14 protein-coding genes are annotated in these 19,087 nt (G+C 36.5%); 8 read left to right on the plus strand and 6 right to left on the minus strand.

What is annotated here, in order from left to right; translation table 11 throughout:
- Positions 1-19 precede the first annotated feature (19 nt).
- Positions 20-427 (minus strand): DUF1573 domain-containing protein, encoded by a 408-nt coding sequence (locus tag DDY94_RS14880; protein WP_111685384.1) that lies wholly within the window; start codon positions 425-427, stop codon positions 20-22.
- A 108-nt stretch (positions 428-535) separates the two neighbouring features.
- Positions 536-1,594 carry a response regulator transcription factor gene (locus tag DDY94_RS14885; RefSeq protein WP_111685386.1) on the minus strand — a complete coding sequence of 353 codons (1,059 nt, stop codon included), beginning with the start codon at positions 1,592-1,594 and terminating at the stop codon, positions 536-538.
- Between the two features lie 109 nt (positions 1,595-1,703).
- On the opposite strand from DDY94_RS14885, the gene DDY94_RS14890 reads away from it, so the two are divergent.
- Genes DDY94_RS14890 through lipB form a run of 3 tightly spaced genes read left to right on the plus strand, consistent with a single transcriptional unit; the run spans position 1,704 to position 3,386 of the window.
- The gene (locus DDY94_RS14890; protein ID WP_111685388.1) at positions 1,704-1,862 is read left to right on the plus strand and encodes a YqaE/Pmp3 family membrane protein; all 159 of its coding nucleotides are present in this window, start codon (positions 1,704-1,706) and stop codon (positions 1,860-1,862) included.
- A 38-nt stretch (positions 1,863-1,900) separates the two neighbouring features.
- A complete protein-coding gene (locus DDY94_RS14895) occupies positions 1,901-2,695 on the plus strand; it encodes a hypothetical protein (protein WP_111685390.1) in 795 nt (264 codons plus the stop codon).
- On the plus strand, positions 2,688-3,386 hold the full coding sequence (gene lipB / locus DDY94_RS14900; protein ID WP_111685392.1) for a lipoyl(octanoyl) transferase LipB: 699 nt from the start codon (positions 2,688-2,690) through the stop codon (positions 3,384-3,386). Before DDY94_RS14895 ends, lipB begins: the two co-directional genes overlap by 8 nt.
- Here the strand turns inward: lipB and DDY94_RS14905 are convergent.
- The 4 genes from DDY94_RS14905 to DDY94_RS14920 form a co-directional block, all read right to left on the minus strand.
- The gene (locus DDY94_RS14905) at positions 3,383-4,315 is read right to left on the minus strand and encodes an ion channel (RefSeq protein WP_111685394.1); all 933 of its coding nucleotides are present in this window, start codon (positions 4,313-4,315) and stop codon (positions 3,383-3,385) included. The genes lipB and DDY94_RS14905 overlap by 4 nt on opposite strands.
- 143 nt (positions 4,316-4,458) lie before the next feature.
- Positions 4,459-6,006, minus strand: a complete 1,548-nt coding sequence (locus DDY94_RS14910; RefSeq protein ID WP_111685396.1) for an OmpA family protein — start codon at positions 6,004-6,006, stop codon at positions 4,459-4,461.
- Positions 6,007-6,087: 81 nt separating this feature from the next.
- Positions 6,088-8,451 (minus strand): ribonuclease HII, encoded by a 2,364-nt coding sequence (locus DDY94_RS14915; RefSeq protein ID WP_111685397.1) that lies wholly within the window; start codon positions 8,449-8,451, stop codon positions 6,088-6,090.
- 30 nt (positions 8,452-8,481) lie between these two features.
- Entirely contained in the window at positions 8,482-9,084 is a 603-nt protein-coding gene (locus DDY94_RS14920; protein ID WP_111685398.1) for a ribonuclease HII, read from the minus strand.
- A 217-nt stretch (positions 9,085-9,301) separates the two neighbouring features.
- On the opposite strand from DDY94_RS14920, the gene DDY94_RS14925 reads away from it, so the two are divergent.
- The 5 genes from DDY94_RS14925 (at position 9,302) to DDY94_RS14945 (ending at position 18,869) form a co-directional block, all read left to right on the plus strand.
- A complete protein-coding gene (locus tag DDY94_RS14925; protein WP_111685399.1) occupies positions 9,302-12,337 on the plus strand; it encodes a SusC/RagA family TonB-linked outer membrane protein in 3,036 nt (1,011 codons plus the stop codon).
- A 15-nt stretch (positions 12,338-12,352) separates the two neighbouring features.
- Positions 12,353-13,846 (plus strand): RagB/SusD family nutrient uptake outer membrane protein, encoded by a 1,494-nt coding sequence (locus tag DDY94_RS14930; RefSeq protein ID WP_111685400.1) that lies wholly within the window; start codon positions 12,353-12,355, stop codon positions 13,844-13,846.
- Between the two features lie 20 nt (positions 13,847-13,866).
- The gene (locus tag DDY94_RS14935) at positions 13,867-14,643 is read left to right on the plus strand and encodes a DUF1735 domain-containing protein (RefSeq protein WP_157957344.1); all 777 of its coding nucleotides are present in this window, start codon (positions 13,867-13,869) and stop codon (positions 14,641-14,643) included.
- Between the two features lie 173 nt (positions 14,644-14,816).
- The gene (locus DDY94_RS14940; protein ID WP_111685402.1) at positions 14,817-16,781 is read left to right on the plus strand and encodes a S8 family serine peptidase; all 1,965 of its coding nucleotides are present in this window, start codon (positions 14,817-14,819) and stop codon (positions 16,779-16,781) included.
- A gap of 99 nt (positions 16,782-16,880) precedes the next feature.
- Positions 16,881-18,869, plus strand: coding sequence for a putative porin (locus DDY94_RS14945; protein ID WP_232817884.1), 1,989 nt, complete (start codon positions 16,881-16,883; stop codon positions 18,867-18,869).
- Positions 18,870-19,087: the final 218 nt, after the last annotated feature.

Here is a 19,087-nt window from a genome sequence, read left to right on the forward strand (position 1 = left end):
CCAGGCCTTTGGAAGAAATTTATTTTGACGCGACAACTGTGCCTTTAATTTTGAGAATTTTATTGCCACCTTCAGCGTTAGACATTACCCTGATCGTTTTGGTGAATGCACCCAGTTTATTGGTGTTATATTTAATTTCAAGTTCACCTGATTCACCTGGTAAAATTGGTTCTTTTGAATACCTTGGGACCGTACATCCGCAGCTGGTTTTGACGTCGTTTATGATTAATGGTGCGTCACCCGCATTTGTAAATGCGAAAATCTTAGTACCATCCGAATTTTGTTCTATTGTGCCATAATTGATGACCTCAGTTTCGAATTCTATAAGTGCTACTTTGGCATCAAACATATTGATGTCTGCTGGGGCTGAATTAAAAAAACCAAATGCCATGGTCAATAAAACTAAGATGTTTAGAGTTCGTTTCATGATTTAAAAATTTTTGATTTATACAGAAACAAACATCAAAATTATCTTTCTAAAATATTAAAATCGTCGGTTGGAAATGGGTACTAGTACCAGGTTTGAATTTTTCAACTACTTAATAAACAGAGATTTAGCGTCATCTCTTGATTGCACATTCAATTTTTTGTAGATGTTATTGGTGTGTGATTTTACAGTACTAACACTCAAAAATAAAGCTTCGGCAATATCTTTATTCGTCTTATCTTGAAGTAAATGTTCTAAAACTACTTGTTCTTGTTTCGAGAGTTTTGCCTTAAGATTTTCTTTGTTAGATTTTTTTCTTTGCCAAAATCTAAATAGTAAAATTCCATTTAATAAAACGGATACAGCCAGTAGAATATAAAGATATAATGAGCTTTCAGAACCTGAAGTATTTTCTGCGGAAGCAGCTAGCATAAAGCGATCGGCAGCTATTTCATTTTTGTATTGAATAGTGTAAGGAGCATTAGGGTAGGTGCGTTCTAAACGTGCTTGAAGCTCGTCATAATAACTGTTCTCTCGTAAATCAGCAACGTAATGACCATGAAGATCAGAACTTCTATCTGAGAGGTAGGCGTAAATGGCGAGTTCTGCAATAGGTTCGTTTAATAATTCACCATAATATTGAAGTGTTTTAAACCACTTTTTGTTGTTAAGTTTTCTGTTGGCTTCACTTCTTACTTCGCCATAGGCAAAGCGCATATCATTTTTTAAGGAATCAATTTTTAGAAAGGCATTGGCCCTAGGATTACTAGATTCAATTTTGCAAAATACTTGATTACCAAATGAAAAGGGTAGGTTTAGGGTATCCGTGTTTTTAGCAATGAATAGAAGTTCTTCACTGTCACTGCAGTGCCCATTGAAATGGTTGAGGTCTTGTTCTGTTTCAGAGCATTTGTCGACATGAATTCGGTATATGCGATTTTCAGGGTCGAGTATATTTCCTTTGAATTCAAAAAAACCCGTTTCATCAGCCGAAGTTTTTGCAATGATCTGTTCTGAATAAACTCCCGACATTTTCCGGTAGTCCTCAACAATAGAAAGATACACGGTGTTCTGCCATTCATCTGGATTTATATATCCCGAAAAGGAATACTGCGCTTCAGCATAAAGCGACGACAATAAAAACAATAAAACTATTCTGAATTGCATAAAACGAATCTACATAAATTTCGAATATAAAAAATTGTTCAGTCATAAATTATGTAACAATTTTAACAAAATAGCGTCCTATGATTACATCAAATCATCAAACGAAATTATGAGTATCTGGCGCGTTATATTAGCTATTATTTTCCCTCCATTGTCCGTAGTAGACAAAGGATGTGGATCTTTTTTAATCACATTTATACTTTGGATTTGCGGATGGGTTCCAGGCGTTATTGCAGCATTGGTCATTCTCAATAATCCTGAAAGATAATTCCTTATCTTTGTGCTTTCTAAATCAATAAAGTACAAATGAAAAAATTATTACTATTAGTTGTTTTTGCTTGCTTTTTAGCGAGCTGTAATGTAACTGAATCCATTGTTTTTGACCAAGATGGTTCGGGTGAATATCTTGTGACTTATGAAATGGGTGAGGCCATTAAAGCTATGTCTGAAGCCATGGGCGGCAGTAACGAGAAAAAAGAAGGTGGAGAAGTCATGGATACGGTCATGGTTTTCGCTGATATAATGGAGACCTACAAAGACAGTATTGCTGCACTTCCAGAAGATAAACAACAGGCATTCGAATCTATAAAAGACATGTATATGAGGATGAAGATCGATGAAGACAAAAGCATTATGGACATCGGAATGGGATTAAATTTTGAATCAATTGACGATCTAAAGGATATCAATGAAAAGCTAAAAAGCATTCAAAGTATTAACGAGCAAGGCGATCAGATAGACGCAATTAGAGATAGCTCTCCGCTAGGAAATTTTATGGGAAGCGATAATGCGATTATGTATGATTACTCAGATAAAGGTTTCTCCAGAAAAACCAAGATCGAATTAGAGGAAGGGCAGGCAGAAACGGCAATGGAAGCCTTATTTGATGAGGCCGATGAGGAGAATCAGCAATTTATAGAATACTTTGAGGAAGCGGATTACACCGTGAAATTGACCTTTCCGAAGGCTGTAAAAACAATTGATATAGAGGGTGCAAAGTTCTCTGCTGATCGAAAAACAGTAACCTACACATCTAATTGGGTGGAGTATTTGAAAAATCCAAAACTTTTGGATGTGAACGTGACTTTTGTGGATGAATAAAACCGTAAAATTTGAAGATCTTGGCCTTAAGGATTTTAAGGAAACTTGGGATTACCAAGAGCAACTCTTTAAGGCCATTTTAGATACCAAAATAAAAAACAGAAGAGAGGATGCTGGCTTGGATACAGACAATCATTTTTTGTTTGTTGAGCACCCACATGTTTATACTTTAGGGAAAAGTGGGGACCTTTCAAATCTTCTACTAACCGAAGACCAATTGGTAGAGAAAGGAGCTACCTTCTATAAGATAAATAGAGGAGGAGACATCACTTATCATGGTCCTGGTCAGATTGTAGGATACCCCATTCTCGATCTCGATAATTTCTTTACAGACATCCATAAATATCTCAGATTTTTAGAGGAGGTCATTATTCTAACACTCGCAGATTACGGTTTAAAAACTGAACGTAGTCCTGGTGAAACGGGCGTCTGGTTAGATGTCGGAACCCCTTTTGCTCGAAAGATTTGCGCCATGGGCGTGCGCGCTAGCCGTTGGGTAACCATGCATGGCTTTGCTTTGAATGTGAATGCAGATCTCGGTTACTTCGATAATATTATTCCCTGTGGTATTCGAGGGAAAGCCGTAACCTCTTTGAATAATGAATTAGGGGTTGCAACCGTTGACGAATCAGAGGTTAAAGAAAAACTACTTCATCATTTTGAATCTCTTTTTGAAGCACATTTAGTTTAATTGAGTTGAGCTGCTTCACTTTCGTTTATTCGGCTAACATCGATCGTGGTTTTACCATTTAGACGTTGAGCTGCATATACAAACTTTTGTCCCCATTCGATCTCTTCAGGCTTATAAGATGACCTCGAATATACCATTTGACCTGAGGATTCATCAAACGCTTTTAGCATTACAATAAATTCAAAATCCTTGGCATAGTAAGACCGCTCATCGAGATTGAAAAGGGGGCTGTTAGCATCAATTGGATGCACTATGGTCCACATGGATGGAAAGAATCTTACCTTATCGCGTTCTAATTCTAGGATATGAAAATCGCGTAGTTCAGAGTTCTTACGTTTCATGGAAACACTAACATTTACTTCGACATCTAATAGTTCATTTTTTTGAGGATTGATGAGCCTGAACATAAATCCATTAATATCATGATAGGGAGCTATAACAGCCTTGTCACTGTATTTAATTTTAGACACAGGTTTAGAGAAACGACCGTAAAGCAAACCTGTAGCCAATGCAAATGATAAAAGGCCAAGTAATGATTCTGTGGCTGCAACAATATTAGCAGGTAAGCCTAAAGGTGCTACTCTTCCATAACCTAAGGTTGTAATGGTCTGAGCACTAAAAAAGAAGGCTTCCATAAACTGCTCAAAGGGTGTCATACCACGTGTTCCTGTTAGGTTCTCAACACCAATTAAGGCGTAAATAGTTGCGAAAAATAAATTGACAATAAAATAACCAAGAATAATAAAACCGAAGAAATGCGACCACTTCATCGTTACCAAAGTATGAAAGAAGTTTAGGCGCTCAAAAAATGGAATATTGATTTTTTCAATATTGAAACTACCGTCTTTATTTAAGGCTCTGTAACCTTCAGAAGACGATTTTTCGCCTAATCCAAAATCACTGAATGAGTCTTTCTTTCGTTTTGCCATGGCGCATGAAAATTATTTTTTGAATTTCAAAATATCAAAAATTAGTGATGCTTTTATTTCACTAATGTAATGGTTTTAAACAAAAGAAAACGCCAAAATAAATTGGCGTTTTCAGACTTAGGGACTTCGAGATTTGGTTATCGTTATATTTTTACAAATTCTACACGTCTGTTTTGGGCTTTTCCGTCTGCTGTTGTATTGTCTCCAACTGGCTCTGATTCGCCTTTACCTTCTGTGGTTAGACGCTCTTCAGAAATCTTATAAATTGTAACCAACGCTTCTTTAACAGCGTTCGCTCTGGCTTTAGATAAGGCGAGATTAGCCTCGTCCGGGCCATCAGAATCTGTATGACCAATGATGTTCAATTTGATGCTTTGATCTTGCATTAAAACCTGAGATATTTGCCTAACAATTCCTAGAGATCTAGGTTGAATATTTGCCGATCCTGAATCGAACAATATGCCGTTGGTTGAGATGCGGCCTTCAGCCATTAATTTACGTCTTAGATCTACGCCACCCTCGGCAACTTTGAGATTAGTAATAAACAAGCGATCTACACCATCACGCATACCTAGCAAGTTAAATTTAATATGACTTAGCGCTTTATCAGGTGCGATAAATTGAGGAATATCTACATATTTTTTTTGATTAACCCATAGTCTAAATCTACGTTTGTTAACAGCAACAGAAATATGGGGTTTGTTTAATACGGCTTGCCTCAAATTGGCATTAAGACTTGAATTGATCACGGTTCCTCCGTTGATTCTATTAAATACTCTAATGCTAAAAGCACCAAACTGCCCAAGAGGTAGTTCTACGCTCGATTTATTTGGTCCATCCCTAAATTCGTTATTATCTGCGAGCGTAAGGTTTAATCTTGCTGTTGATGAGGTCTTAGTATCAACTACAGCGAGCAGATCAAATTCAATAGTATATTCTTCAGGTAATGCTTCAGAAAGAAGTGGTAAGAACTGAATACCATAGCCGCCTTTAAGTTCAAACCATTTGCCTTCAACACTACCGACAGTTACAACTTCGCCTGTGCCATTAGTATTCCATTTACTTGGAAAATCTCCAATAAAATCTTGAGAAAAATCATCAAAATAAAGCAGCTTATCGCCTGGTACAAAGTCAAACTTACTGTAGACTTCTAATTTGTCAGAAATGTTGGAAGGTTCTTCTTCAGCTTCGACGTCAGCACCATCCTTTTGGTTGCCCGATGTGCCTGAAATATCAGGAGAATCACCACTTTCAGTTTCAGCAGTATCGTCTTCATTTTCTTGAGCTTCTCTTTCGCGTTGTCCGAGTAATAGTTCTTTGGCGGTTTTAATGCTATATTTTAAGGCTTTTTTGGCTTTATTCATTTGCAATGTAGCCTTGCCTTGTTTCAAAACACCAACACCATCGAGATCATCAATAATATCCGGTGCGCTTTCACTCAAAACTGTCATTTCCTCAAGCGCCTCTTCAAGAACATCAATGTCATCATCGTCTAATGGCGTTCCTGCGGCAGCATAACCGTCGTATTTATACACCTTGTCGTAAAGGTCAAAAGATTCCTGAACAAACCGATCCACACTTCCAACACCAACTCGGCTCTTAGGACGTTTAATTCTTTTGGTTTGTGCATCGAGTGAGGGGAGAATAAATAATACCGCACAAAGAGAAAGGAAAACTTTGGAGTTTTTCATTTTAAGTAATTGATTAATAGCCGACTAAAGTTATGAATAACTATTCAATCAAAAAAATAAAATGCGAAATTCAGATGGAATTTAATAGAGTTTATAGACGATAATTGTCTTGTCGTCAGCTTGTGTTATAAGCTCCAATCCCCTCGATTTATCGAGCTTCTGAAGCTCGGCAGCAGAAGTACCAAAAACAGGAAAATTAGAAATTGATTTTGCCTGACTATCAAACAAATACACTTTTTTAGATTGTAAATCTGTAACCGATACATAAATCTTATCATTGAGATAAAAAATTCTTGGTTCTGTATAATCGCCATAATCGAGGTCAATACTTTTAGATCTGATGGTCAATCTGTTTTCAGTCATTGCTACCAGTGTTTTGCTTGTTGCACTAAAACCATGCTCCTCTGTAAGATCGAGATTCTTTGTGCTCACATTTCCTTTGGTGTTTACTTGCACTAACTGCCCTAAGGTATTGGTAGCTGTAAATTGGTTTTTGTAAAGAAATAATTCGTTATCAGAAAAGCGAATTTTATCCTTTACATTAATTCGTGTATTACCTTGACGATTTAGAATCTTTAATTCATCGCCCGTAGCGAATGTGATATAATCTTTCTGTCCAATTCTGAAATGTTTTGGCTGAGTGGAGATGTCTTTTCCATTTGATCTATAATTGAATCCATTTACAGATCTTCCGCGAGCGTCATACATTAAAAGATTAGCACCTTGAGTGACTAGTAACCTGTAGTTTTTTCGCTTGTCGTAATCAAAAACAGCAAGTGGTTGGGTTATTTCATCATTAAACTTATGTGGAAATGGTGATACATCGTTTCCGTTTCTATCAAGAACATACAATCGTTTTGGTGTTACAAAGGCCAACTGTAACCTTCCGTTTTTGTACATGTCGATTTGTTCGATTTTCCCAAGTATTTTACCACGCAATTGTTTTTTCCAAAGTACGTTGCCCGAACTCGAAATTAGATAAAGAACATTATCAACATCTTGCACCACGATATCATGTGCTTTTGTAATATGATTTTTAACGGTCTGTGGCGAAGTCATTATTTGTGCATCGATAGCCGTGGTGAAAGCTTCGGCCACCGAGTTAGAAACTCGTCGTCTTTTAAACTCCTGAATAGCTCCGTTGACATGCGCATAGTCGTCTTCGTAAACAAACTGTACCACATTGGCATCATATGATTTGGTTTCAATATCTAGAAGATCGGATAAGCCTTCAGCATTTTTATACATAAATAAAGAAGCCTGATCGCTTAAATTTTCACTTATATTTTTGAAGGCATCTGCATTTGCAATAGTGTTGTTACTTAGTGTTGCGGATAAAATGGCCTTTAGGTTTTCTACAGAATCAGAAAATATGATGAAATCATTAAGCCTCGCCAAATACTGGGCGTCATTAAATATTATAAAAGGGGCTAAACGCGATTTGAAAAACTCTGGATCACCAAACGCATAGATGTCGATTTCTCTAAAGGACTCTTCGAATGTTTTTTCTTCGATGGTTTCTAAAACAATATCCGAATCGAGTGAATGTAAAATAACAGCATTATCCGTCATCGAAATTTCATTGGTTAAATTCAAAAAGGTCTGCGGAATAATAGAGTCTTCTTTTTTGAGAATTCTTAAATTCTGCTCAAGGATTGAAAAATCGTCGTAGGTGATACTTACTAGCGATTTGGCATTTGAAGGCACCGCTGATATTGAATAAGTTTTTTGAGGAATGGTACCCTTGAAACAATCCATGTAGTATCTAATGGAATCACCAGATTTTAAGATGCCATTATACGAAAGACTTTTATCGGTATAGTTTAGGTCGAGTACAGTATAGTTTTCAGATGCGATATGATCATCATCCGAAAACAAAAGTTTTGAGTAGTCTGGTGAACCGGCTTTAAATATAATGGATGCTGTAGATTGACTGTCGGTAGTTTCAATAAGACTGCTCAAACTCTGATCTTCATTTTCAGAATTCAAGGACTTCAAAATTTCAAGATTACTTGAAGCTATAAAATATTTACCCAGATCTTTTTGAAAAAATATTGTTGAATCAATCTGAGTTCTGTCAATATTTTCATTCGTAATAGATTCAGATAAATGATTCGGAATAGAATCAATAACAAATAATGAAGAATCTCTTTCAGTTATTACAAGATAGTCTAAATTGGTTTCACCCAAAAATGCAACGTAAACTTGCTTGGTAGTATTGAGGTTTTCTAATATTACAGAAGCTGTTTTTAACTCCTTATTATATATACCAGATAAAATCTCATGATTTTCGATACTTTGTGAAAAGTCATTAAGGTCGTTTATAAGAATAAGGGCATTGGTATTAACCGGTAAAAATTGTGAAGCCGATTTTTGGCTATTGTAGTCTTGTTGGCAAGACATTAAGAGGGATAACAAAACCAGTAAAAAACCAAATTGCTTCATTGCGGTAGATATATCTGCAAATATAAAAAGTTATAGGTCTAAACGATACTGCTCTGGTAATAATCTAAATGATTTTCTATGGTATTTAGTGATACCATATTTTTTGATGGCAGCTCTGTGTTCTTTTGTGGGGTAACCTTTATTCTGTTTCCAATTATACATTGGAAATTCTTCGTGGATTTTTTCCATGTAGGCATCTCTGTAAGTTTTTGCTAAAATGGAAGCCGCTGCGATATTGAGATATTTACTATCACCTTTTATTATAGTCTGAAATGGAACATCCTTATAGGGTTTGAATTTATTTCCATCTACACTTATAAAATTTGGAACCACATCCAGTTGCGCAATTGAAGTGTGCATTGCTTTAATAGAAGCGTTAAGAATATTAATCTTATCAATGTCCTTCTCATATATATGTTCTACAGCAAATGCGACTGAATCATTTTCAATAATAGATTTTAAGGTGTTTCTGTTTTTTTCTGAAACTTGCTTAGAATCATTCAGAATGGCGTTGCTATAATTTAATGGTAGAATTACAGCAGCTGCTGTAACAGGACCGGCCAAACATCCGCGTCCGGCTTCATCGGTACCGCACTCATAATCAAGGGTTGAAAATTGTGTAATTAAGGTCAAAAGAGAGACTTGTTTAAACAAAGTTAAAATTTTAACGCAACCCTTTTAGAATTTTTGCATCTAAATGTTGAGTTATAACTAATAAATCTGGGGAATACGAAACTTTAGATTTTGCCAACGAATTCGTAAAAAGGTTAACATTTTTTTAGCAAAAACACTTGTTTATTTAATATTTAATTAAGATGTTTGCAACTAGACTAACTCAAATAATTGTTTTATGAAATTAAAGTTAACATGGTTATTAACGCTTTTTATGGCGTTTGTGATGCAATTTTCTTTTGCACAAGAGAAGACAGTCACAGGTACAGTTTCGACTGCATCCGACGGCTTGCCGCTTCCTGGTGCTAACGTAATTGTAAAGGGTACCACGAGAGGTGCTCAAACAGATTTTGATGGTAAATTTACTATTAGAGTCACAGTAGGAGAAGTAATGGTTTTCTCTTACGTTGGTATGAAAGATACCGAAGTTGTAGTAGGAGCAAGTAATACTTACACTGTACAATTAGAACTCGATAATGCTTTAGAAGAAGTTGTAGTCGTTGGTTACAACACAGCAACTAAAGAAGAGTCGAAAGTAGCACAGGTGAGGATTTCTTCAGAAACTATTGAAAACAGACCAAATGCGAGTTTTGTTCAAACACTTAGTGGACAGGTTGCTGGTCTTAACATTACAACTAGTTCAGGTCAACCGGGTGGTAATTCCTTAGTACAGTTAAGGGGTGTTGCTTCGATTAATGGTAACACTGAGCCACTATTCATTATTGATGGTGCTCCTGTTGATGAAGACAACTTCAGGTCTTTAAACCCACAGGATATTGCGTCTATCGATGTACTTAAGGATGCTGGTGCAACTGCTATCTATGGTAACAGAGGTGCTAACGGTGTAATTGTAATTAAGACAAGACAAGGTTCTTACGAGCAAGGTCTTCGTGTTAACTATGCAGGTTTCGTAGCTTGGAATACATTACAAGATAATGATTACAACGCTATGTCATCTCAGCAGTTATTACGCTTCGAAAGAGATTTCGTTGGTAATGGTGCTGGTGCTGGTAACAGTTCTGGTGTATTTAACCCAGGTGCTGGTTCACCAATGACAGATGCACAAATTGCAGCTGCTCCAAACTTTAGTTGGACGGACTTTTTCTTCCGTACGGGTGTAACTCAGAGTCACACTGTGTCTCTATCAAGTGGTAGTTCTAAAGCTACTCAGTTTACATCTTTCGGTTTCCAAGATACTGAAGGTATCTTACAAGATTCTGACTTAAAGCGTTTCAACATTCGTTCTAACGTAACAGGTAAGTCGGCTAATGACAAGTTTAATTATGGTACTAACTTAACCATTAACTATTCTAAGTCTAACGAGCCGAACAGTATTGGTTCTGGTGCGATTAACAGAAACTATGTATTAGGTGCTTATATATCTGTACCTTATATTACTCCTGATGATTACACTACTGGTGCTGATTTATTATCACCATTATCATTTACTAATACACCTTTATTCTTATTAGATAGACTTAGAACTTATACAAGATTCGAAGAAGAGGTTAAGATCGTAGGTAGTGCAAACTTTAGCTACAAGATTACTGACTGGGTTACTGCTAACGTAACAATGGCTGGTGATTACCAGAGTGAAAGTTTAACACGTGCTGAAGGTCCAGAATCTTTTAACGCGATTTTATTTGGTGGTGCTGAGAACCCAACATCTGGTTTCCAACAGCAATTTTCAACAAGAGCTTTCTCTTACAACCAAGTAACGTCTCTTAACTTTAATAAGTCATTCGGAAAGCACACTTTCGATTTAGGTTTATATACAGAGTACTTTAAAGCTCACTTCAGACAGTTTGGATATTTCGCAAACGGTCTTAACCCAGCGACTTTCTCTCCTGGAGATGGTAGTGGTTTAGTACCACAAGCAGGTGGTTTATTTAACGATGAAGCTTCTGCTGAAATCTTAAATGCAGGTTTATTCTCTTACTTCGCAGCATTCGACTATGACTTCGATAAGCGTTATGGTTTTGGTGCAACTGTAAGACGTGATGCTTCTTACCGTTTCGCAGGTTCTAACAGATGGGCGACTTTCTGGTCTGTATCTGGTCGTTGGAACATTGACAACGAAGCGTTCATGGAAGATTCTGCTTTTGATACTTTAAAATTAAGAGCATCTTATGGTACTGCTGGTAACCAAGATATCGTAGGTGGTGGATTATTTAGTGCACCAGACCTTACTGAAGATTTCTTCAACACGGCTTCTGGTTACGGTAACCTTCCTGCAATTGGCGTAGCTCAATTTGGTAACAGATCACTTCAGTGGGAAACTGTTGCTCAGTTAAACGTTGGTCTTGACTTCGGAGTATGGCAAAACCGATTAAGAGGTGCGTTCGATGTTTACGAAAGACAAACAACTGAACTTTTCCAAAGTACGCCTTTATCAGCTGTAACTGGTGTAACTCAGCAGAATGCTAACACTGGTGAGTTATTCAACAGAGGTTTTGATGTACAGCTTAACTATGATATCTTCAGAGGTGATGATTTCAACATGACTGTTGGTGTTGTAGCTAACTATAACAAAACTGAGTTACAAGATATTCCTAATCCAGAAGGAGAAATCGTAGGATTAGGTAGAAACGGTGGTATCTTTGGTGAATACTTCACATTACGTTACGCTGGTGTTAACCCTGCTAATGGTAATTTACTTTACTATACAGCAAACGGTGACGTAACTGAAAACCCTGATGCAGACGGAGATAGAGTATGGTTAGACAAGAACATTATTCCTGAGTGGAATGGTAGTTTTAACTTAGACGTTGATTACAAAGGTTTCTTCTTAACTACACAGTGGAACTATGTAATTGGTGTTGACAGATTTGATAATGACTACGCAGACTTGATTGATCCAAGTGCAACTGGTCAGTTTAACCTATCATCAGATTTATTTAGAGCATGGCAACAGCCAGGTGATATGACTGATATCCCATCACTAACAGCTTCTAACTTATTCTCATTCGGAGATTCTGATCGTTTCTTAAGAGACGCTAGTTTCCTAAGATTACGTTTCGCTAGTATTGGTTATAACTTCCCTGCGAAATCTTTAGAAGGAACAGGATTCGAGAATGTACGAGTTTTTGTTAACGGTGAGAACGTATTAACTTTCTCTGAGTGGAGAGGTTTCGATCCAGAAACAAGAAGTAACGGATCTAGAGTTTATCCAACTCCAAGAACCATTTCCGTAGGATTTGAATTAGGATTTTAAAAAAAAGAATTAGATATGAAAAACATTAATAAAATATTATTCGTTTTCTTGATAGCTATACTATCAGGGTGTAACGATGCAATTGATATAAGACAGGTTGGTCGATTAGATGCAGCTAATGCATTCCGTGATGTCGATGATTTAAGATCTGGTCTTCTAGCGGTGTACGATCAAATAGACGTAACACCAGAGCACGCTTTATCTGCTAACTTTACAGATGAGATTGCTATCGGATTTGATAGTGGTGGACAAGGTTTTGCATTATACGATTTCGTACTTAATGCTGCGAGTACTGCTGCATTCGATTTCTGGGTAAGAGGATTTAGAGCCAATCACCGTGCAACTGTTTTAATTGAAGCAGCTCAGGTGATTACACCAGACGCAGGTGATTTAGCTGATTACAACAACATTTTAGCTCAAGCACACTTTTTAAGAGCATATGCTAACTTTGAGTTGACACTTTATTTCAGTCCAGACCCAAGTGATGATTCTACTCTTGCAGTGCCAAGAATCGACTTCATCGCAGGTTTAGATATTCAGCCACGTAGAAATACTACTGGTGAGATGTTTGAATACATCAACTCTGATCTTCAAACAGCAATGAGTTTAAGTAATGTGCAGTCTGATGCAACATTTGTATCTATGGATGCAATCAATGCATTAAGAGCTAGAATTGCTTTAACTAGGGGAGACTATACTACTGCAAACTCTTTAGCAACTAACTTATTAAATAGTTATGGTCTTGCTAACAGAACTCAGTATGTAAACATGTTCTTAGATTCTGATAACACAGAGATCATCTGGAAATTAGAAAGAACTTTAAATGATAACTATGACGGTCAAGGTGCAACTGGTAGTGTTTCTGCTGGTGGATGGGCTGGTGCTCGTTACGCATTCGTAAACGCAACGTTATCAGGTTCTCCATATTTTGAAATGGACAGAAGTGTATTCGATCTTTTAGATCCTGCAGATATCCGTTACGATGTTAACGTAGCGCCAACTTCTGTTATCAGTGGAGATTACACTAATGATCCAGATCCAATTAATAATGATATTCTTGTAATTCAAAAGTATCCTGGTTCTGAAGGTCGTCCATTAATGAATGATTTAAAGATCTTTAGATCTTCAGAAATGTTATTGATTGCTGCTGAGGCAAGAGTTAGAGGTTCATCTGATTTAGCAGGTGCAGCTGGCTTAATTGATCAGTTAAGAGATGCAAGATTTGGTTCTGATCAAGCAGCACCAACTTACAACTCTGTTCAAGAGGCACTTCAAGGCATCTTACTAGAGCGTAAGATCGAGCTTTGCTACGAAGGTCACCGTTATAAAGACCTTAAGCGTGTAGGTACAGCTGCTGGTGTAGGTATCGATAGAGATCCTATAGCATGTAACTTACAAAGTGGTGCTTGTACATTACCAGCTAACGATTTTAGATTCACATTACCAATACCAATTGTAGAGATCAACGCTAACCCTGGTATTGCTGATGAACAAAATCCTGGCTACTAATCAATAAAAGACTAATCATTATGAAAAAAATTAAATATTTATTAAAATCTTCTTTAGCATTATTCGCTTTACTAGCAATGACTGGCTGTGAGGAAGATTTATTAATCTATTCTGGTGATGGTGATGCTACAGCATACTCATTTGCTAGAACAGCTGAGACAGTACCTTTCTGTACGCCAACTGCAACTATTACAGTTGAGGCTACAAAGGCAAGTTCTCAAGATAGAGTTGTAAACTTCTCAGTGAATGCTGCATCTACTGCTGCACCAGCTGAATACAACTTACCTGCAATGTCAGTAACAATTCCTGCTGGTGAATACACTGGTAGTGTTGATATGTCTGTAGACTTCGGAGCTATTCCTGATGGTCAGACAAGTACTTTAGTATTAGATTTAACTATTCCAGCTGATGGAACATTAAACGCAAGAGGAACAACTACACTTAGTTTCGCTTCTGCTTGTGTACTTAATGAAGTTAATTTAGACTTAGTTTTCGATAGTTATCCAGGTGAGACTGCATGGCAGATCTTTACTAGTGGTGGTACTTTCGTAACTGGTGATACTGCTTTTGGTAACTACGCAGGTCAGTCTTCATTCTCTACAACGTTATGTTTAGAAGATGGTGATTACTTATTAAGATTATTAGATTCATTCGGTGACGGTTTCTGCTGTGCATACGGAAACGGTTCTGCTGATCTTACTAATGTAGCTTGTGATGGTAACTCTCCTGTTATTGATACTGTTAGTTCTCAATTTACAGGTGGTGAACTTATAGTACCATTTACTTTAGGGAACTAGTACCTTACTATATTTATAAAAAGGGGCAACATTATGTTGCCCCTTTTTGTTTTCATGCGTTTTTTTTATGAATGAAGAAACTGTTAAAATGCCCAGTAAATAGGGTCAATGATCAAACTTTTTTGGTCATAATCTGATTAAGTAGTATCTTCAGCAATCTAAAATTTTGAAAAATGAAAAATTACTTTACACTTCTTTTATTTTCATTAATATTGACTTCTGGATTTGCTCAAAAGCGACTTACAGAAGCTCAAAAAAGTGAACTAACAGAAAGTCAAAAATTAACTTATGAAAGAATTGTGGCAGCCGATGAAGAAAGGACTGCTAGAATTCAAAGCTTCTTAGCTTCCAATAGAACTAATCTTGAAATTTTTGAAGAAGACGGGAAGACTTATGTTCTTTATGATATTGTAAATAATAAACCTATTTACAGAACCTTAGACAATGCCGCTGCAGGAAGAGCAACTGGTACTGATCACCTTCAAGTAGGTGGAAGTCTTGGATTAGATTTAGACGGATCCGGAATGACAGTCGGTGTTTGGGACGGTGGACCAATTCAAATAGGTCATGTAGAGTTTCAAAATGCAACCAATACAGGAAGCCGTGTCTTAAATATGGAAGACACCAATACAAGTGGGCAGATGTCTGAAAGTTCACATGGTAATCACGTATCAGGAACTATAGCAGCTAAGGGTGTTGTACCAGAAGCTAAAGGTATGGCAACTAATGTTACTGTTAATACTTATAATTTTAATAATGACACACCTGAAATGGTTACAAGATTAGCCAATGTGTTAGATCCAATGTATATTTCTAATCATTCTTATGGTATTCCTGTTGCTCAAGGAGGTGGAACCACATTAGATGCTTGGTTTATGGGGGCTTATACTTCGGGTGCTCGCGAAATTGATGATATCGCAAAAAGTAATCCTAAATACCTTATTGTTATGTCGGCAGGTAATTCAGGAAATACTACATATTCAGGAGGTTTAGCACCAGACATTGATAAATTGACAGGAGATAAGAATGCAAAGAACAATTTGGTAATTGCAAATGCCAACCCTTCATTCGATCTTTTTACAGGAGAACTTATACTGAATATTAATTCATCAAGTAGTCAAGGACCAACTGACGATTTAAGGATTAAGCCAGATTTGGCGGGTGACGGAACTGGTCTTTATTCTCCTACACCAGGTGGTGGTTATTCAACATTTAGTGGTACATCTATGGCTGCGCCAAATGTTTCAGGAACATTAGTTCTATTACAACAATACTATAACCAGTTGCATGGCGATTTTATGGATGCATCAACATTAAAAGGTTTAGCTTGTCATACAGCTAAAGATGACAATACTAATCCTGGACCAGATCCTTACTTTGGTTGGGGAATGTTAGATGCTGAGAAAGCTGCTGAAACTATTACTAGTGCAAACACTGGTGGTGCAATCATTCAAGAATTGACATTAAATAATACAGAAGTTTATACAACGACATTCAATGTTGCAGCAGGCGATAAATTATCAGCTACAATATGTTGGACAGACGTTCCAGGTACGGTCGCTAATGATCCTGCAAACGTAAATGATACAACACCACGATTAGTTAATGATCTTGATATTAGACTAACAAAAGACGGAACTACATATTTCCCATACAGATTAGAAACTTCTCCAATATTTGGTATTGTAAATGCTACAGGAGATAACACGGTAGACAATGTTGAGCGTATCGATATTGATGCACCTTCAGCAGGAACATATACCTTAAGAGTTTCTCACAAGGGAACATTAGCAGGTGCAAGTCCTTTCGATCCTTTCTTACAAGATTTCTCATTAATCGTAACAGGAAATAATTTAACCTTAAGTACTGACGATGTGAGTTTAGATAACAGCATGAAGTTATTTCCAAATCCAACTTCAGATTACTTCGATCTTAATTTTGGAATGTCAAACGATGGAGATGTATCTGTAAAGATTTACGATATCAACGCACGTGTTGTAAGCGAGCAAGTATTTAATAATTATAACAATTCAATTTTCAAAGAAAGATTCTACACAGATAACTTAACTCCAGGTATTTATATGGTTAAAGTATCTAATGGTAACAGATCGGCGACAAAAAAGCTTGTTATTAATTAGTAGACATCAACAATATTTAAATCTAAAAGCTGTTTTATTTTAAAACAGCTTTTATTCTTTATATTTATCCCGATTTTCTATAACTGATATCATCTAGAATTGTTCAGCATTCAACGTTTCATAATCGCCGTCTTATTGGTGTTCTTCGTCAAAGTTTCATTTGGGCAAACACCAATTCCAAAAACTCTTGAACAAGATACAACTACAACAAGACAAGCGAAGCAAAAGACGGATAAGCTTATTCAAAAGCCAGCTAACAAAGGTTTAGATGATAAACCACTAATTGAAAAGTATAGAATAATTAAAGAATCGGGCAACGAATCTTTTGTCGATACTACGATCACTATTCAAAAAGATTACAAATTCAATTATCTGCAACGAGATAACTTCGGCTTAATGCCATTTGCAAATATTGGCCAAACCTATAATGCTATGACCTTCGATTTCTCGAATCGTCAGGCAAATCCATTATTCGGAGCTCGCGCAAGACATTATAATTATATAGAACGCGAAGACATGGGGTATTATGAAGTACCAACACCATGGACACGCCTTACTTATAAAACCGCATTCGAGCAAGGCCAGATGCTCGATGCTTTTTTTACTGTCAATCTTTCAAGACAAGTTAACTTTTCAATTTCATATAAAGGATTAAGATCTCTCGGTAACTATCAAAATTCTCTGACCAGTACAGGAAATTTCAGATTTACAACATCCTATCAAACTAAAAATAAACGGTACAAAGCGAGAGCTCATATTGCAACTCAGGATTTGCTCAATCAAGAGAACGGTGGATTGTTAGATGATGAAGTCGCTAATTTCGAATCGGGTAACGAGGACTTTTTAGACCGTTCCGTTTTTGATATGAATTTTCAAGATGCCGAAAGCAATCTTGTTGGCAAGCGTTATTACCTAGAACATTCCTACGATATCGTTACAAAGAATGATAGCTTAGATAGAAATCAATTAACGGCCATTCATAAAATTGCTCTAGAAGATAAGTTCTTCCAGTTCTATTCAGACTTTCCAGATGGTGGATTTTTTGGCGATTTTTTCACCAATGATATTAATGACAAAGTAACACTCGAAAATTTCAATACGTATTTCGGTATTGCATACGACAACAATACAATAGGTAAACTACAGTTCGGACTAGACTATACAGATATCAATTACGGTTATAATAGTTTGGTAGTGCTTGCCGACGAAATTATACCAAATCGAATAAAGACAAATTTTCTGGGTATTAGCGCCAGCTATGAGAAGCAGATACGAAATATAAAACTCCAAGGAAACGCAGGTTTAAATCTATCAGATGAATTTGCCGGAAGTTATATAGAAGGACAACTCGGTTATCAATTAAATAAAGATATTCATCTCTCGGGTGGTATAAATGTGAGTTCAAGACTACCAAATTTCAATCTGTTGTTATACCAAAGTGGTTACACCAATTATAATTGGAATAATTTCAACAGCTTTGAAAATGTAAATACGCAGCAAATTTCCTTCGGAATAAATTCCGACAAGTATCTAAATGCATCCTTAGATATTTCAAACATAGACAACTTTACCTTCTTTAATCTCGAAAGTAATGTAGATGGATTACGAGTCATTAAACCGAATCAGTTTAGTGGCTCCATTCAGTATCTACGTCTAAAAGCCCAAAAGGAAATAAAGTTTGGAAATTTTGCTTTAGACAATACTATAATGTATCAGGCCGTAACCAGCGATGCCGATGTCTTGAATGTACCAACAATAATTACCAGAAACACATTATACTTTTCAAAACAGATATTTAGGAAGGCAATGACACTACAAACAGGTGTAACCTTAAACTATTTTACGGAGTATAATATGAATGGTTACGATCCATTACTTGCAGAATTCTACACACAAAACGAAACAAAGGTTGGCGGCTTTCCAAGATTAGACTTCTTTGTCAACGCAAAAGTGAGGCAAACAAGAATATTCTTAAAGGCCGAACATTTTAATTCCTCCTTTACAGGATACAATTACTTTTCAGCACCAAACCATCCTTATCGAGACTTTGCAATTAGGTTTGGATTGGTATGGGATTTCTTTCTATAACTATTTTGAAGTGTAATTAGTTGATTATCATCAACCTGATTTAATTCAAAATTCTTCAATCAAAACAAAGTAAAAAAAATGTTTGTTGAAATGGTAAAGGGTTATATATTTGCGCGCTCAAAACGGGTAGTGATATGTTGTTTTGGGGAGTTCTCATGGGGTGATGATTAGGAGGAGAAAAAAAATTAAAAAATAATTTTTAAAGATGTTGTGGGAAT

The sequence above is a fragment of the Winogradskyella tangerina genome (genome assembly GCF_003260205.1).
In the GTDB taxonomy this organism is placed as follows: domain Bacteria; phylum Bacteroidota; class Bacteroidia; order Flavobacteriales; family Flavobacteriaceae; genus Winogradskyella; species Winogradskyella tangerina.